Source organism: Flavobacterium sp. MK4S-17 (assembly GCF_009848495.1).
Classification (GTDB): Bacteria; Bacteroidota; Bacteroidia; order Flavobacteriales; family Flavobacteriaceae; genus Flavobacterium.
The window spans coordinates 54,487-69,357 of sequence record NZ_WWEP01000006.1 but is presented as its reverse complement, the minus strand read 5'-3'; the positions used below and the strand labels follow the sequence as shown (position 1 = coordinate 69,357).

General features: G+C 37.4%; 19 protein-coding genes. 8 read left to right on the top strand and 11 right to left on the bottom strand.

All coding sequences use genetic code 11. The features are described 5' to 3' along the window. The first annotated feature begins 106 nt into the window (after window positions 1–106). Window positions 107–1,219, top strand: a complete 1,113-nt coding sequence (locus GSF09_RS02935) for a lactonase family protein (protein ID WP_236564841.1) — start codon at window positions 107–109, stop codon at window positions 1,217–1,219. Here the strand turns inward: GSF09_RS02935 and GSF09_RS02930 are convergent, their stop codons facing one another. Next, window positions 1,220–2,566, bottom strand: a complete 1,347-nt coding sequence (locus GSF09_RS02930) for a DEAD/DEAH box helicase (RefSeq protein WP_159799438.1) — start codon at window positions 2,564–2,566, stop codon at window positions 1,220–1,222. Between the two features lie 140 nt (window positions 2,567–2,706). Between GSF09_RS02930 and GSF09_RS02925 the strand changes: the two genes are divergently transcribed. Next, entirely contained in the window at window positions 2,707–2,961 is a 255-nt protein-coding gene (locus GSF09_RS02925) for a hypothetical protein (protein WP_159799437.1), read from the top strand. A gap of 65 nt (window positions 2,962–3,026) precedes the next feature. On the opposite strand, the gene GSF09_RS02920 is transcribed toward GSF09_RS02925, so the two are convergent. Continuing rightward, a complete protein-coding gene (locus tag GSF09_RS02920; RefSeq protein ID WP_159799436.1) occupies window positions 3,027–3,218 on the bottom strand; it encodes a hypothetical protein in 192 nt (63 codons plus the stop codon). Window positions 3,219–3,323: 105 nt separating this feature from the next. Here GSF09_RS02920 and GSF09_RS02915 point away from each other — a divergent pair, with 105 nt between their 5' ends. The 3 genes from GSF09_RS02915 (at window position 3,324) to GSF09_RS02905 (ending at window position 4,460) form a co-directional block, all read left to right on the top strand. Beyond that, complete coding sequence (locus GSF09_RS02915) at window positions 3,324–3,695, top strand: helix-turn-helix domain-containing protein (RefSeq protein ID WP_159799435.1); 372 nt, start codon at window positions 3,324–3,326, stop codon at window positions 3,693–3,695. A 35-nt stretch (window positions 3,696–3,730) separates the two neighbouring features. Continuing rightward, the gene (locus tag GSF09_RS02910) at window positions 3,731–4,003 is read left to right on the top strand and encodes a hypothetical protein (protein WP_159799434.1); all 273 of its coding nucleotides are present in this window, start codon (window positions 3,731–3,733) and stop codon (window positions 4,001–4,003) included. A 211-nt stretch (window positions 4,004–4,214) separates the two neighbouring features. Further along, the gene (locus GSF09_RS02905; protein WP_159799433.1) at window positions 4,215–4,460 is read left to right on the top strand and encodes a hypothetical protein; all 246 of its coding nucleotides are present in this window, start codon (window positions 4,215–4,217) and stop codon (window positions 4,458–4,460) included. 29 nt (window positions 4,461–4,489) lie between these two features. Here the strand turns inward: GSF09_RS02905 and fumC are convergent, their stop codons facing one another. After that, window positions 4,490–5,890, bottom strand: a complete 1,401-nt coding sequence (gene fumC, locus GSF09_RS02900; RefSeq protein ID WP_159799432.1) for a class II fumarate hydratase — start codon at window positions 5,888–5,890, stop codon at window positions 4,490–4,492. Window positions 5,891–6,093: 203 nt separating this feature from the next. Here fumC and GSF09_RS13740 point away from each other — a divergent pair, with 203 nt between their 5' ends. Continuing rightward, on the top strand, window positions 6,094–6,255 hold the full coding sequence (locus tag GSF09_RS13740) for a hypothetical protein (RefSeq protein WP_201309323.1): 162 nt from the start codon (window positions 6,094–6,096) through the stop codon (window positions 6,253–6,255). A gap of 42 nt (window positions 6,256–6,297) precedes the next feature. On the opposite strand, the gene GSF09_RS02895 is transcribed toward GSF09_RS13740, so the two are convergent. Genes GSF09_RS02895 through GSF09_RS02885 form a run of 3 tightly spaced genes read right to left on the bottom strand, consistent with a single transcriptional unit; the run spans window position 6,298 to window position 9,619 of the window. Further along, window positions 6,298–8,562: an ATP-binding protein gene (locus GSF09_RS02895; RefSeq protein WP_159799431.1), complete on the bottom strand. Its 2,265-nt coding sequence runs from the start codon at window positions 8,560–8,562 to the stop codon at window positions 6,298–6,300. A 19-nt stretch (window positions 8,563–8,581) separates the two neighbouring features. After that, window positions 8,582–9,172, bottom strand: a complete 591-nt coding sequence (locus GSF09_RS02890) for a biliverdin-producing heme oxygenase (protein WP_159799430.1) — start codon at window positions 9,170–9,172, stop codon at window positions 8,582–8,584. 9 nt (window positions 9,173–9,181) lie between these two features. Next, complete coding sequence (locus GSF09_RS02885; protein WP_159799429.1) at window positions 9,182–9,619, bottom strand: response regulator; 438 nt, start codon at window positions 9,617–9,619, stop codon at window positions 9,182–9,184. A gap of 171 nt (window positions 9,620–9,790) precedes the next feature. Between GSF09_RS02885 and GSF09_RS02880 the strand changes: the two genes are divergently transcribed. Continuing rightward, window positions 9,791–10,015, top strand: a complete 225-nt coding sequence (locus GSF09_RS02880) for a hypothetical protein (RefSeq protein ID WP_159799428.1) — start codon at window positions 9,791–9,793, stop codon at window positions 10,013–10,015. Here GSF09_RS02880 and GSF09_RS02875 read toward each other — a convergent pair. Together GSF09_RS02875 and GSF09_RS02870 are read right to left on the bottom strand one after the other, a co-directional pair. Then, on the bottom strand, window positions 10,012–10,458 hold the full coding sequence (locus tag GSF09_RS02875) for a response regulator (RefSeq protein ID WP_159799427.1): 447 nt from the start codon (window positions 10,456–10,458) through the stop codon (window positions 10,012–10,014). The genes GSF09_RS02880 and GSF09_RS02875 overlap by 4 nt on opposite strands. A 15-nt stretch (window positions 10,459–10,473) precedes the next feature. Further along, complete coding sequence (locus GSF09_RS02870; protein ID WP_159799426.1) at window positions 10,474–11,034, bottom strand: AraC family transcriptional regulator; 561 nt, start codon at window positions 11,032–11,034, stop codon at window positions 10,474–10,476. Window positions 11,035–11,193: 159 nt separating this feature from the next. On the opposite strand from GSF09_RS02870, the gene GSF09_RS02865 reads away from it, so the two are divergent. After that, entirely contained in the window at window positions 11,194–11,868 is a 675-nt protein-coding gene (locus GSF09_RS02865; protein ID WP_159799425.1) for a hypothetical protein, read from the top strand. Window positions 11,869–11,876: 8 nt separating this feature from the next. Here GSF09_RS02865 and GSF09_RS02860 read toward each other — a convergent pair whose 3' ends face one another. From GSF09_RS02860 to GSF09_RS02850, 3 genes are all read right to left on the bottom strand, one after another. Beyond that, on the bottom strand, window positions 11,877–12,260 hold the full coding sequence (locus tag GSF09_RS02860; RefSeq protein WP_159799485.1) for a DUF3037 domain-containing protein: 384 nt from the start codon (window positions 12,258–12,260) through the stop codon (window positions 11,877–11,879). Beyond that, complete coding sequence (locus tag GSF09_RS02855) at window positions 12,238–13,032, bottom strand: HipA family kinase (protein ID WP_159799424.1); 795 nt, start codon at window positions 13,030–13,032, stop codon at window positions 12,238–12,240. The genes GSF09_RS02860 and GSF09_RS02855 overlap by 23 nt, the downstream gene beginning before the upstream one ends. 155 nt (window positions 13,033–13,187) lie before the next feature. Then, a complete protein-coding gene (locus GSF09_RS02850; RefSeq protein WP_159799423.1) occupies window positions 13,188–14,759 on the bottom strand; it encodes a murein L,D-transpeptidase in 1,572 nt (523 codons plus the stop codon). Window positions 14,760–14,871: the final 112 nt, after the last annotated feature.

Here is a 14,871-nt window from a genome sequence, read left to right as displayed (position 1 = left end):
AGTTTGTCAAAAATACTAATTTTATGTGAAACCTTACAGTAAATACCCGCCCATTAATTTTTCATATAACCCAAATGACTTACTTTTGTTTTATAAAAAGATTTTAATGAAATTATTTAAAATATTGCTGTCGCTTATTATTATGAACTGCCATGCACAGGATAACCTTAACCTAATTGTAGGTACTTATACCAATAACTGCAACAATAAAGGCATATATGTTTACAATTTTAATGCTGCAACAGCCGAATTTAAGCTTAAAAATAATACAGACAAAGTTATAAATCCGAGTTATCTGGCTGTTTCTCCCGATGGGAAATATATATATAGTGTAAATGAGAATGGCGATGACAGCACAATAAGTGCCTTTACATATAATGCAGCCACCGGTGCTATAAACTTTATTAATAAAAAAGACGCTAAAGGGGCTGACCCATGCTATATTATATGTGATGAAAAGAATGTTATAGCAGCTAACTATTCGGGTAGTACTATCGCTGTTTTTGAAAGAAAGGAAGATGGCAGCATTACAGCAGCCAGGCAGGTAATTAAAAGGAATGGCGGAAGTATTGATAAAAGCAGGCAGGAAAAGCCGCATCCGCACATGGTTTATTTTTCGCCCGACAAAAAGCATGTATTTGCTAATGATTTAGGTACTGACCATGTAATTGTGTACAGCTATGACCCTGATAGTAAAAATGATAACTTCCTAAAAGCAGAATATGCATTAGCTACAAAACCGGGAAGCGGCCCCAGGCACCTGGCTTTTCATGCCAGTGGTGTATTTTTTTATGTATTGGGCGAACTGGATGCCAGTTTAACTGCTTATAGCTATGTAAACGGAAAAATTGAAAAAGTGCAGGAGGTAAGCCTTGTGCGCGACCCTTTATTTACAGGTAAAAACGGTGCAGCCGACATACACCTGTCTAATGACGGAAAGTTTTTATATGCTACTAACAGGGGAGATGCCAATACCATAACGGTTTTCAGGGTGCATGCCAACGGCAGGCTCGGCTTTGTACAGCAGGAATCTACCTGTGGTGTAGGGCCGCGCAACTTTACTATTACGCCTAATGATAATTATATACTGATAGGGCACCAGCAAACCAATGATATAATGATTTTTAAGCGTGATAAAGTTACCGGTATGATTGAAGATACAGGTAAAAAAATTGAAGTTTGTTCTCCTGTGTGCTTATTGTTTACAGAAAGCAAATAATTATTTCCCTTTTTTCTTCTTTGAGGCACGCTTTTTTTCAGCAGCCCGGTTTCGCGGCTTTGTTTTTTTAGGGTTCCGTTTGCCGGGGCCGCCAAGATTGACCTTTTTGTTTTTATCCTTTTTTTCATGAAAGGCTGCACCACCCTCAAGTTTTGGCCTTTTTAAAAGGAATTTTATCTTTTTCTTTTCCTTTTCAAATTCAAGCAGTTTTTCCTCATGTTGAATATTCTCCGGTAAGGGCAAAAAATCAATTTCCTTTTCCATTAGCAATTCCGCTTCAATCTGCTCTTCTTCTTCACGTGGGGAAACCAGGCTTATTGCTATACCTTCCTTATCAGCACGCCCTGTACGCCCAATACGGTGCATATATTGCTCAGGCACTTCGGGAAATTCCATGTTTATCACATGGCTTACATCAGGAATATCAAGGCCACGCGCCATAACATCAGTAGTTACTATTCCCCGAAGTTCTCCTTCCTTAAAGGCAGCCATTGTATTAAGTCGGTAATTTTGCGATTTGTTGGAATGGATAACACCAAACTGTCCTGCAAAATTTTCTTCAAGCCTTTCTGTAATCAGGTCGGCTGTTTTTTTATTGTTACAAAAAATAAGCACACGTTCTATGCGTTCCTGCTGCAGCAATGCTTCCAATAAGTTTAATTTGGTAAGGAAGTTAGGCACACGGTATCCTGTTTGTGTTATTTTTTCTATAGGTGTGCCGCTTGCAGCCAGTGAAACTTCTTCAGGGAAATCAAAAAACTCATTAAGCATTTCATCCACTTCATCGGTCATGGTAGCAGAAAAAAGTATATTCTGCCTTTTTTGCTTCATCATGGATAGTATGGAGGTAACCTGGAAGCGAAAACCTAAATTTAAAATTTCATCAAATTCATCTATAACCAGTTTTTGCAGCGAGTCGAAACGTACCACACCATCAAGTGCTAAATCCATAAGCCTGCCCGGTGTAGCGGTTAATATGTCAACCCCTTGGTAAACAAGATTTTTCTGGGTGTTAATATTTACTCCGCCATAAACGCCCAGTGCCCTTACCGACATATATTTTGTCAGTTTCTCAACCTCTTCGGTAACCTGTACCACAAGTTCGCGCGTGGGTACTATTATAATTACCCTTGGCGAATCTGTAGCTATAAATTTCCATTGTTTAAGTATAGGTAAAAGATACGCAAAGGTTTTTCCCGTACCAGTTTGGGCAATACCCATCATGTCGCGGCCCGAAAGTATAACCGGCATTGATTTTTGCTGAATTGGGGTAGGTGAAGTATAACCCAGTTCATCAAGTGCTTTTTGTACAGACTTAGGCAGGTCAAGATCAAGAAATGTGGCCATTGCAATTAATTTCCGGCAAAGATAGGCTTATTTTAATTAGTGCCAATTTTAAGATTTTTTGCAGTAGGGGTAAATTAACAAAACCTTGTATAATTTATATTTTGCCGTTGCTATCTTAGCTAAACATAATAATTGAACCAATGTCAGAATTTGTAGTAATAGGCAAAAAAATATCGGTAGCCGCCATAAGGGACTACCTGTTTTCGAAACGGATAGATAAAGGTGATTCGCTTTTGCTTAATCCTATGGATTATGAGCAATTAGTTGAGGAAATTAAACACTCCGGCGAACCTGTAAGCATACCTTTAAATGTGCTTGGAGTGCTTATTGTAAGAGATAAAAATGATGAGGTGCCACATGGCAAAGTGCAAATTGTTAAAAACGAAAAGTTTTAACTTTTAAACACATCATTTTGTAAAAGCTTCGTAGTAGTGCCCGGAGCTTTTTTTATTTTATACCATTATTTTTTAAGGGGGCTGTTGGAATATTTTTTATTATAAATAATCTGGTCTATTGTTGATATTGAAATATTATCAAATTCCTTCCTGATAATATTTTTTGCTTCTCCACTGGATACTTTTTGTTCCTTTAATTCTTTATACCTGGCAAGAATTTTAGTGTTTCTCTCTTTTAATAATTCTCTTACGGTCATAAATTATATTTTTGCAATTATTTTCTTTATCTTTATAAAGATAAACTTACAAAATTAAATTTAATTTACAATTAATTTTTTGCAAATATATTATTATTTTTGAAAATGAAAAATTATATAGGGCTAAACATTAAGTATTTATGCGAAAATAATTTTTTATCGCAGGACGAGTTCGGCGCTAAGTTCGGCCTTAAGAAAAGTGTGGTAGGGACTTATGTGAGGGGGATATCTTATCCTAAGGTTGAGGTAATGCAAAAAATTTGCAAAGAGTACAACCTTACACTGGATGAATTTATAAACCAGGATTTATACTTAAAAAACAAAGGCTATACATCGGCCGGGACAGTACAAAGTATAAATGAACCTGAAACCCCGATGTATGAAAGCGAAAAAGAAGCTTTGCTTAAAACCATTGAAGCGCAAAAGGAAACTATTGCTGCCATGAAAATTACCATAGATACACTATTGCAGAAGTAACTTTTTTGGGTTATATTTAGTAGAAAAATATAGCCATGAAAGAACATTTTAAAACCATACTGGAAGCCTTTGAAAATGCGGGCGTTGAAGTAAGTCGCGCTGAATTCAGCATTACAGAATATTCCCTTAATACACCCCTGAGTTTTAAATTTAACGATTTGGACGAGCTGCTTGAATTTTTAAACCTCGCCAATATTGCCAATGATAAACGTACGGAAGCCATTAAAAATGTTTTTGCGGAGGAGGGAATAGACCATCAAAACTTTTTTTACGTAAATTTTTATACTCCTAAAGTGGCTGAATTATAACCCTGGCAATTATAGTTTAATTTTAATAGCTGTATTTAAGGCTGGCAGTAATTCAAATTTATTTGTTTTTTCACGTTAAAATAAACTTAATTGTTTACATTTGGCGTGGAGAAGAGGATGGAATTGCAGCTTAATAGTTGTAAAAATGAAGGCAGAGTAACCAATAACCAGCCCCTTTTGCTAATAACCGCTTATATAACGAGTAAAAGGCATGAAGTTATTTTCACTTATATTATCAGTAATTGTATTTTTTATTGCATTATACTTTTTTGCAATAAAAATTGAGTATGTAGATACCCTTAATGATATTATTTATGTTTCGCTTTTAATTATCCTTATGGCTATTTGCATTGTGGGGGTAATTATAAACTGGGAGATATTTACAGCAAGGAAAAAAAGCCGTATCATATTATTTGTGAGTAACGGATTTTCTAAAAAGCATAAAAAAAACCTGTAGAAAGCTACAGGTTTTTTTATTATAATAATTTACTTTTTAAGTGAGCCTACCATATCTTCAGGCTTTACCCAGGCATCAAAATCATCTGCTGAAACATAACCTAAACGCACAGCCTCATCTTTTAAGGTTGTACCGTTTTTATGGGCAGTCTGCGCAATTTCTGCAGCTTTATAATAACCGATTTTAGTATTAAGTGCTGTAACAAGCATAAGCGAATTATCTACCAGCTCCTTAATCCTTGCATGATTAGGTTCTATACCCTGCGCGCAATGCTCGTCAAACGATACGCAGGCATCACCAATAAGCCTTGCCGACTGCAGGAAATTGGCAGCCATAACCGGCTTGAATACATTAAGCTCATAATGGCCCTGCGTGCCGCCAATTGTAATGGCAACATCATTACCCATAACCTGGGCGCATACCATAGTCATTGCTTCGCACTGAGTAGGATTTACTTTACCCGGCATTATAGATGAGCCTGGCTCATTTTCAGGTATAAGAATTTCACCAATTCCTGAGCGTGGCCCCGAAGCCATCATACGGATGTCATTAGCTATTTTGTTTAAAGAAACGGCCAGTTGTTTAAGTGCCCCATGGCTTTCCACAATGGCATCATGCGCTGCCAGTGCTTCAAATTTGTTTTCGGCGGTAACAAAAGGCAGCCCTGTAAATTTTGCAATGTATTCAGCAACTTTCACATCATAACCTTCAGGGGTATTTAAGCCTGTACCAACAGCTGTTCCCCCAAGGGCAAGTTCCGAAAGGTGGGTTAAGGTATTTTTAAGTGCCTTAAGCCCGTGGTTTAATTGTGCTACATAGCCCGAAAATTCCTGGCCCAGGGTTAGGGGAGTGGCATCCATAAGGTGTGTACGACCAATTTTTACCACATCCATAAATTTTTCTGATTTTGCTTTTAGCGTGTCCCTGAGTTTTTCAACTCCCGGTATGGTAACTTCCACTACCGCTTTATAGGCAGCAATGTGCATACCTGTTGGGTAGGTATCGTTAGAAGACTGCGATTTGTTTACATCATCATTAGCTTTAAGTACAGGTTCGCCTTCACCTATTTTATGGCCTGCTAAAACCTGTGCCCTGTTAGCCACAACCTCGTTTACATTCATGTTGCTTTGCGTGCCCGAACCGGTTTGCCATATAACCAGCGGAAACTGGTCATCAAGTTTGCCTTCAAGTATTTCATCGCATACTTGTGCTATGGCATCACGTTTTTCGGCAGAAAGCACGCCCAAATCGTGGTTGGCACAGGCAGCCGCTTTTTTTAAGTAGGCAAAGCCCTCAATAATTTCTTTGGGCATAGATGCCGGAGCCCCTATCTTAAAATTATTTCTTGAACGTTCGGTTTGGGCTCCCCAGTACTTGTCGGCAGGTACTTTTACTTCGCCCATGGTGTCTTTTTCTATTCTGTATTCCATTGTGTAGGTAAGTATGTTGAATTATGTTTATTTGTAATCAGCTGAAAATGTGAGGCACATTTAAAGCCAGCCAAATTTACTCATTATATACTGGTATTTAAAATGAAATTATTAAAAAATTGAGTGCGATTTGGCAGGATAGATGGTTCATAATAAAATTTAAATCACTATATTTGGGGCTGAATTCGAAAATTCCGGAAAACATGTTTGAATTTCAACAGTACTTAGGTTTTTTACTTTTCTTAACCATATTAACTATAGGTTTCTGGTTAATGTTCTTCCTTGTAAGCTTTGTGTTTTACTGGGTGGGCGGTGCAACTATGGAACTTATTAAAGAGAGAAGGAATAAAGACACTGAAAATTAAAAAAAGCTGCTTTAAAAAGCAGCTTTTTTATTATCACTTAATTTAATTTTCTACCGGAAAGTATAAACTTATTACAGCTCCTTCACCCAAAGTTCCTGAAGCTGTTATATAACCGTTATGATTGTGCATTATTTTTCTGCATAAAGCAAGGCCCACCCCTGAGCCCTTATATTCTGAAGAAGGATGCAGCTTGGTAAAAATATTAAAAATGTTTTCAGCATATTCCTGCTCAAAGCCAATACCGTTATCAGCAATATATATAACGTTGTATAGCTTTTTGTTTTCATTGCTGTAAGGCACAGGAAAATCGCCTGCTGTAATTTTTATTTTTGGCTGCCTGCCGGCTGCTGCATATTTTATAGAGTTGGCAATAAGGTTGGAAAATAACTGTTTTAGCAGGAAAGAAACCCCTTTTATAACCGGTAAACCCTCTGCTGTTATCTCTGCATCACTTTCACGTATTGCTTCTGAAAGGTCCTCTTTTACCTCATCAATAATATTATACAGGTTAACATCTTCAAAACTGCCCTCGGTATGCTTAAGCCTTGTATATTTTAGTATATCTATAAGTAGTGTCTGCATCCTGTTTGCCGAACTATTCATCCTTTTTATGGAATCCTGAACATTTTCGGACATACTGTTTTCTTCCTTGCTTAATATGCGTGATGAAATAAGCTGTATTTTCCTTAGTGGCTCCTGCAGGTCGTGTGTGCTTATCCAGTTGATGTTTTCAAGTTCGGCATTGGTTTCCTTAAGCAATTCGCTTAGCTTGCGGTATTTTTCCTCCTCCTGCATTATAGCAACAAGGCTTATTTGCTTTTGCAGATAATGCGCATAGGTTTTAGCTGCTTCAAGTTCCGGCTGTTTCCAGGGCTTGCTGGTGCAGTCCACAATTTCTTTCCAAAGCTTGAACGAGTTTCTGGGTGAAAGCCCGTTTTTATCTTTAATTATAGATTTATTAGGATCGCCACCCCAATTCACCTCAGTTTTTGTTTCGGGCCTGTACCACATTATACAGTTATTATTTTCCATACTTAATGAATGGTAAATAACACCTGATGTTTTTTCGCAAATATTCCTGAAGTCGGGTAAGTAATCTAAGAGTTTATCGGTATAAAAACTCGTGTTACCGCTATAGGTAGCCATCCAGTTGGCAAGGTGCTGTATTTCGTCGTCAGAAGGAGCGCCTCCATACTTGTATATTTTACCATTAAATAATATGCTGATGCCTGTTGCATTACAAAGGCTTAATATATCCTGCCTTTTTACAAGGTCTGCAAAACCACTGCTGCTTAAAAGGCTGAAATTACTAAGGCTTTCAAGTGAGGCATTTGTTTTTCTTGCCAGTTCATATTCCTCGTTAGATTGCCTTAAATCTATCTGAGAAGTGATAAAATGCCCCTGCAATTGTGCTGCAAGCCGCATTTCGGGTGTAAGGTTTTTAGCCGAATAATGGTGGCAGGCAATCAGCCCCCATAATTTTTTTTTGTGGATAAGTGATATGGTAAGTGTAGCGCCTACACCCATATTTTGTAAATACTGTACATGTATTGGCGATGTGCTGCGTAATATGGAAAGGCTAAGGTCAAGATTTTTTTCTTTCCGGTCATCAACCGTATAAATAGGTACAGGAGTATAATTTATATCGGTAATTATCCTCAGCAGGTTTTGCATATATAATTCACGTGCCTGTTTGGGTATATCCGTATGCGGATAATGCAACCCTAAAAATGGCTCAAGGTCATCGCGGCAGCTTTCTGCAAATACTTCTCCATTATAATCTTTGTCAAAGCGGTAAATCATTACCCTGTCATACCCTGTTATTTCCCGTGTTCCCTTTGCCACAAGCTGGCAAAGCTCCTTTAGGGTATGGGTATCGTGCATATAAAGTAAAAACTGCGATGTCTGGTCATAAACCTGGCTTGCCTCTTTGGTGTCTTCGCTTACAGGCTCAGCTTCAAGTATATAAATATTATTGCTTTTGTGCAGCGTGCAAAGAAAATTTTTACCGTTGTATAAAAGTTTTAATAGGGTAGAAGACAATAGTTTATTATTACTAATATATTGCTGCAATGCCTTGCTGTTATCTATCCCGAAAACACTTTCAAAATCTTTACCTAAAAGTTCTTTGTGTTCAATACCTATATATTCGGTGGTATTGCCGCTGCAATAATCAATTAAAAATGACTCTTCCTTTAAACCCAGCAAAAAGCCATGTGGTTGTATGCTGCCCGGAATATGTATTGGTTCCTGCTCGCAATTTGTAAGATTTACTATATCACGGTTTACTATATCCTTAATGTTCATAAAGCTTTGGGGTAAAAAGTTATGCTAAATGATTTTTAATGGCTGTAAAGGCAAAGTGTGCCCCTTTTATAATTTCGCCTTCACAATTATTTTCCTCTTCATACTTTGTGAACTCCGCAATAAATTTTTTCCAGCAGCTTCCGGTTTTTGTACCGTAGCCTGAAAAATACATGGCTCCGCCGTCTTCATTATAGCCCAGTTTTTCTTTTACATTTTTAAGTATAACCCTACCGCCAAGGGCAGAACCCTCAATAACATAAAATACTCCAAGCAAAAATGCTTTAGACGGGTTATTTAAATGGCTGCTTAGAGGCTTGTTATTACCTTTAGCTTCGGCATTAAGCACCAGCAAATCATTTTCAATAAGGTGCTTTTTGCGTCTTTCTGATAAATCGGTAATTATTCCTTCCAGTTCAGGGAATATATTATCTTCTGTATCCTTTACAACATCATGCATAAGCATAAGATAAGCTGTATAGTCCTCTTTTGTTATTTCAGGGTTTGTGATTGAAAGGGAAACCGGGAGAGTTTCAAGTTCAGTATGCGGTTTTGCTGTGGCTGCGCGAAGCCTTTCCAAAAAGGTTTCGGCCATTACAAAATTATTGTTCATTCAGGAAAATTAAAGATAATTGTAAACAAAGTTGTTTTTTGCAGGTATAAAACCGCTCCAGTTAATAGCAAGTGTATGTTCTATAGCTTTTTTAAGCTGGTCAAAAATACCGGATTTAGGCAGGTAAAAACTTGCACCCAGTTCGCGGCTTTTTTCTATAGTGGTTTCATCGCTTGATGTAGAAAAAATAACCACGGGGAGGGTTTTATGGTTGTTAGATTCCCTAACTTTTTTCAAGGTATCAAAACCATTCATCCCCGGCATGTTTATATCAAGAAAAATCATGTAAGGGTTTGGCGGAGGATTGTTTAAGTCATATAATAACTGCGACCCGTTATTTTGCGTAACAACATTATAATCTTCCCCAATAAGCTCTATGATTTCCTGGAAAAAAGCCAGGTCATCCTGGTCATCATCTGTATAAAATATGGTAAACTGCTCCTTCATAACAACATCAAATTTTGATGGTAATAACAAATATAGCCAATTATTTGGGGAAGGGCAAACCTTCACAAATATTTAATACAGTAAAATATTATAATAATATGCGTAAAAAATTATAAAACAGTATTTCTGCCTGTATAATATTTTTGCAAATATCCTTATAAACATACTGAAATGAGGCTGATTTTATGCATTTTGTCTTTTGTTGGAGCAATAGCATCTGCATACTTTTTATACACAGGCTGGGAGGGCAGTTATGATACTAACCACCTGCTGTATTTACTCCTTTTGCTTATAATACTTTGCAATTGCATAATAGGTGTTATAATGACGCTGCCGGAGTTGCTTAAATACCGCCGCCGTGTGCGTATAATATCTAAGCAGAAACCAATTTTTTAAAGGCTTAGTATAAAGCTGTCTTTGTTAAAACCGTCTATTATATACTGCCAGTTAATATGTATTACATTGGTCAGTATCCTTTTCAGCTCATCAAAATCATTGGGTTTTTGTATGTAAACATTGGCACCGGCCACAAAAGTATCCTCTATATCTTTTTCAGAAGAAGAAGTGGAATATATGGCTACCGATATATCTTTTATCCTTTCATTGGTCCTTATCTCCTTAAGGCACTCCATACCCGATTTTCGGGGCATATTCAAATCTAGGAAAATAATATCAGGTAACGGATTGTTATCATCGGCAAGATGATGCATCAGGCGGTTGCCATCGCTAAAAGTTGTGAGGTTATATTTAATTTTAACTTCTTCAAATGCTTCCTGAAAAACCAGTCGGTCATCTTCATCGTCGTCAGCCAGCATAATGTGTATAGAGGTAGGATGCATTGAATATCTAGAAATTTAATTAGTTGCTTTTGAATATCGTTTTTGTTTCATTATTTTTTGAAACGTTGTGGGGGTAACCCCGGTAATATTTTTAAACTGTTGCGATAAATAAGCAACACTACTGTAGTTCATCATAAAGGAGATTTCGGTAAGCGAAAGGTTTTCCGTAAGCAGCAATTGCTTTACACGTTCAATTTTATGCAGGATTATAAAGTTTTCAATAGATATAAATGTTACCTCCGAAAATACCTGTGATAATGTCCTGTAGCTTTCGCCCAGCTTTTCGGAAAGGTAAGTTGAAATTTTTAATGACTGTACACCTTTTTCCGAATAAAGCATTTCTATAATGGCATTTTTAATTTTTTGCACCATTATGCTTTTTTGGTTATCTACTATCTCTATTCCAAATTCCTTTAGCGAGTTTACCAGCTTTTTATAAGTATCCATGGGGATATTCTCCCTGAATTTTACATAACCTGGTTCTGTTACTGTACAGTCAATTCCAAACTTGTTAAGCTGTTGCTGGAGCAGGACCTTACACATAACATCTATATTATATTTTACGTAAAGTTCCATTGCTTTTGTAAGTGGTTTATTGCGTAAAAGTAGCTAAATTTTGTTTAAAATTGTTTAACGTTATATCCAGAAGCAGGATTTATACTATTGAGACAGATAAATTTTATTTGATTATCAATTTATTAAGCTTTAAATTGCTGTAAGAAAAATTTCTGAAAAATGCCTTACAAAACCCCTCCTGATGGTGGAATGCTATATGCAGAAACTGATTTAACACGATTTTTCCCCGAGCCCCTGAACATGATTACATCATGCTTTTTCCTGGCTATAGCTATTTACTGGACCTTTATGTTATGGGGAAAAGGGAAGCAGCATACCTTTCTTTCATTTGCATTAGTACTTTTATATATTGGTGGTATAGGTGGCACTATATATCATGGCCTGAGGAAGTGGCCATTTTTTATAATGATGGACTGGATGCCCATTATGCTGCTGTGCGTGGCGGCAGGCATATATTTTATGGTACGTGCTACCAAATGGTACTATGCAGTGCTGTTTATAATAGTATATGTTGCTTTTCAGGTATTTGCCCGTAAGGCAATGATAAACAGTGGAGACCTACAATTGTTTATTAATATAAATTATGCCATTTTGGCTTCAATAGTACTTGTGCCTGTAAGTATTTATCTTATTAAAACACAATTTGTTAACGGCAAGTGGGTGGGTTTTGCACTATTGGCTTTTATACTGGCTCTTACTTTTCGTGTTAGTGATAGCTGGCAATGGCTGGAGTGGGGCACCCACTTTTTGTGGCATACATTTGGTGCAGTAGCAGCCTTTTGTATGTTTCAATACATCTATCTTATAAATGTTAAACAATTGTTAAAGAAATAAATGTATTATTATAACACAAATTCCTCTAAAAGGCTCTTAACTGTTTCTTCCGGATTATAACTGAAACCAGGGTGCGGGCGGGAGGTTTGTATTACTGAACTCCTTACGGCAGTTAGCCAGCGGAAGCGTTCAGGTACTTCCAGCCGCGCAATAGGCCCACCATTTTTATCTCCTGCAGCAATTTTTTTGAAAGATTCAAGGTTTAGGCGTACCTGCTCAATATCAAGGCTGGGCGATAGTGTGTTAAGTTTACCTTCATCAACTATATACAGCATTTTTATAAACTTCAGCCGTTTGCAAAATATAATAATACCTGTATTTATAAATTCCTCGCGTTCAACGCGTGGCACTATGCGAATTACAGCATATTCATATAAGTGCTTTTCTTGCATCATTTGCCTGTTTTATAAATATTTCAGAATTATTGAGCCGTGTCGTAAGGAATGATATATATACCTTTTTTATTTCAGTGGGAAACAGTTGTGTTTCTTCCCAGTTTAGCCATTCATCAGGTATAAGGTTTACAATATTACTGATCTTTGCCTCGTCCAGTATGGCTTTAAACTCACTGTCAGCCTGTTCCAGTTGCGAGGCCTGCGGAAGCAGTACATGGTCTTTAATCAGGGCAAACGGGCTTTTGGCATGTTCTTCCGGATTTGTAAAAGAATGGTGGAAGTAAAAGCTTGCCCCATGGTCAATAAGCCATAATTCTTTATGCCATATAAGCATATTGGTATTCCTGTAAGTACGGTCAACATTGGTAATAAAAGCATCAAGCCACACAATTTTAGAAGCCGTTAAGGCATCAACAGTAGTTACAACGGGGTCAAAATTTATAGCCCCTGACAGGTAATGCAGCGCAAGGTTGAGCCCCTGGCTTGCCTGCAGCAGGTCCTGTATTTCCTCGTCGCCTTCAGTTCGCCCAAATGCCTCATCCAAATTGGCAAAAACAAGTTCGGGAACCGGCAGGCCAAGCAGGCGTGCAATTTCGCCACCTAAAAGTTCGGCAATAAGGGCTTTGGTGCCATGTCCTGCTCCCTTAAATTTTAGCACATAATTAAAATCATCATCCGCTGCTGCTATGGCAGGTAATGATCCGCCTTCGCGCAGCGGTGTAATATATTGCATTACATTAACGGTGCGTAATTTCGGCTTTACTAGCATAAATAATTTGCTTTAAAAAGTAAAAGTAATAAATAACCTAAACAAGATGCTGTTTAATTATAAAAGTGAAGAATCTCTACAGTTTAAACCGGTTAGATTCTTCACTTCGTTCATAATGACAATAAATATATGTTCAACTGTTTTTAAACAGCCTTTTATTTTAAGATTTTGTACAACATCGTTGCCAGCCTGTCGTCCCTTTTATAAATATCATCAAAAAAAGCAACGTTGCCATTTTCATCGGCCCAGGCAGTAAAATAAACAATGTAAACAGGTATTTTATTTTTTAGCCTGTACACTTTTTCTCTGCCTGCATTCATGGCGGCATCTACTTTACTTTCAGTCCAGTTACCGTCTTTCTTGGCGATGGCAACAGCAAGGTCGCGGGCTTTTTCCACACGGACGCAGCCATGGCTAAATGCCCTGTCATCCTTATTAAACAGGCTTTTGGCCGGAGTGTCGTGTAGGTAAATATTATTGGAGTTAGGAAACATGAACTTAACCAGGCCTAATGAATTTTTTCCACCCGGTTTTTGCCTTACCATGTTACCGTTCCATTCCATATTATGCTGGGCAAGATAGTCAGGATTCTTTTTAATGGCAGGCTTAATTTCATTTTCCAGTATGCTTTTGGGGACATTCCAGTAGGGGCTGAATACAAGGTAGCTCATATCCCCGCTGAACACAACTGTTTTATTAAGCACTTTGCCCACAACAACTTTTGAGTTGAGTACAATTTCCCCATCTCTTACATATCTTAGTTTATAGGAGGGAATATTTACCGCAATATATTCCTTGGCATCATTTATTTCCGGGGATACCCACCTGCAACGCTCCATGTTAACAGATATGGTTTTAATGCGCTCTTCAACAGGCACGTTAAGCTCGTCAATGAGTTGCTGGCTAATTGTGCTGTTGGATTCACGGTTATGTGTTTTTTCATAATTGTTTACTGCCTCGGCAAGTTCATCATCAAAAATGTTTTTATCGGAATCATCTTTTAAATAACCTTCCGTATAAAGCCTTTTTCTAACCTGTGATACCACGGCAGACGAATCACCTTTTTTAAGTTGTTTTATACCTTCGTCAAATTTGATTGTGCCCCAGCCGCCTTTCTTTTGTATGCGGCGGTATTTTTCAAGCCCTTTTTTAAGATTATAGTACTGGCTGAAAAGTTCCTTTTTATCCTGTTTGATTAGTGTTGGGTCTTTCATTAAAGTATCAAGATAGGCTACATAGTCCACCTTTTCACGTGGCAGGTACCAGCCTGTAGCCCTGCTTTTTTCTGTATCAAGCCCCTCATATACCTTCTTGGTATAGAAAAAATACATACTGCTAATCAGTAATTCCGATTCAAGGTCAGGCTTATCGCTTTCATCGCCATAAAATATATAGCTTAGTTTTTCTTTATAAGGCAGGTCGCCCTCAAGACCTTCATCTTCAATTTGGTATGCATGGTTGTAAATAGCTTCGGCAAACTCTATAAGCCCTTTTTTATCATGCCATATATAATGGTTGTGCTTGCGGTAAAGTTTTCGTATTTCGGGTTCATATTCTTTAAATTTAGGATGCTTTGCAAAAAAGCCGTCAAATTTTACAGTATCTATACTCACAAGGTTTTTATCATGCTCGTGTACTTCAACATTGGCAAGGTTTTTATCTTTTTTACAGGAAGCGGTTCCCAGTACAACTGCCATTGCAAGCAGTAATAAGCGCAGTTTTTTCATAACAATTCATCTTTTGCTTAAAAATAAGCAATTTTTAAAATCCTGTAAACAGGCAGTGCGTATTTTGTCATTTTTTTATGACATTTTGTAGCATGACATTTATCATGGTAGC

Excerpts from the sequence above, each read along its gene's own strand:
- GSF09_RS02935 (WP_236564841.1), top strand. The coding sequence starts at position 107 with ATGAAATTATTTAAAATATTGCTGTCGCTTATTATTATGAACTGCCAT.
- GSF09_RS02930 (WP_159799438.1), bottom strand. The coding sequence starts at position 2,566 with ATGGCCACATTTCTTGATCTTGACCTGCCTAAGTCTGTACAAAAAGCA.
- GSF09_RS02925 (WP_159799437.1), top strand. The coding sequence starts at position 2,707 with ATGTCAGAATTTGTAGTAATAGGCAAAAAAATATCGGTAGCCGCCATA.
- GSF09_RS02920 (WP_159799436.1), bottom strand. The coding sequence starts at position 3,218 with ATGACCGTAAGAGAATTATTAAAAGAGAGAAACACTAAAATTCTTGCC.
- GSF09_RS02915 (WP_159799435.1), top strand. The coding sequence starts at position 3,324 with ATGAAAAATTATATAGGGCTAAACATTAAGTATTTATGCGAAAATAAT.
- GSF09_RS02910 (WP_159799434.1), top strand. The coding sequence starts at position 3,731 with ATGAAAGAACATTTTAAAACCATACTGGAAGCCTTTGAAAATGCGGGC.
- GSF09_RS02905 (WP_159799433.1), top strand. The coding sequence starts at position 4,215 with ATGAAGTTATTTTCACTTATATTATCAGTAATTGTATTTTTTATTGCA.
- fumC (WP_159799432.1), bottom strand. The coding sequence starts at position 5,890 with ATGGAATACAGAATAGAAAAAGACACCATGGGCGAAGTAAAAGTACCT.
- GSF09_RS13740 (WP_201309323.1), top strand. The coding sequence starts at position 6,094 with ATGTTTGAATTTCAACAGTACTTAGGTTTTTTACTTTTCTTAACCATA.
- GSF09_RS02895 (WP_159799431.1), bottom strand. The coding sequence starts at position 8,562 with ATGAACATTAAGGATATAGTAAACCGTGATATAGTAAATCTTACAAAT.
- GSF09_RS02890 (WP_159799430.1), bottom strand. The coding sequence starts at position 9,172 with ATGAACAATAATTTTGTAATGGCCGAAACCTTTTTGGAAAGGCTTCGC.
- GSF09_RS02885 (WP_159799429.1), bottom strand. The coding sequence starts at position 9,619 with ATGAAGGAGCAGTTTACCATATTTTATACAGATGATGACCAGGATGAC.
- GSF09_RS02880 (WP_159799428.1), top strand. The coding sequence starts at position 9,791 with ATGAGGCTGATTTTATGCATTTTGTCTTTTGTTGGAGCAATAGCATCT.
- GSF09_RS02875 (WP_159799427.1), bottom strand. The coding sequence starts at position 10,458 with ATGCATCCTACCTCTATACACATTATGCTGGCTGACGACGATGAAGAT.
- GSF09_RS02870 (WP_159799426.1), bottom strand. The coding sequence starts at position 11,034 with ATGGAACTTTACGTAAAATATAATATAGATGTTATGTGTAAGGTCCTG.
- GSF09_RS02865 (WP_159799425.1), top strand. The coding sequence starts at position 11,194 with ATGCCTTACAAAACCCCTCCTGATGGTGGAATGCTATATGCAGAAACT.
- GSF09_RS02860 (WP_159799485.1), bottom strand. The coding sequence starts at position 12,260 with ATGCAAGAAAAGCACTTATATGAATATGCTGTAATTCGCATAGTGCCA.
- GSF09_RS02855 (WP_159799424.1), bottom strand. The coding sequence starts at position 13,032 with ATGCTAGTAAAGCCGAAATTACGCACCGTTAATGTAATGCAATATATT.
- GSF09_RS02850 (WP_159799423.1), bottom strand. The coding sequence starts at position 14,759 with ATGAAAAAACTGCGCTTATTACTGCTTGCAATGGCAGTTGTACTGGGA.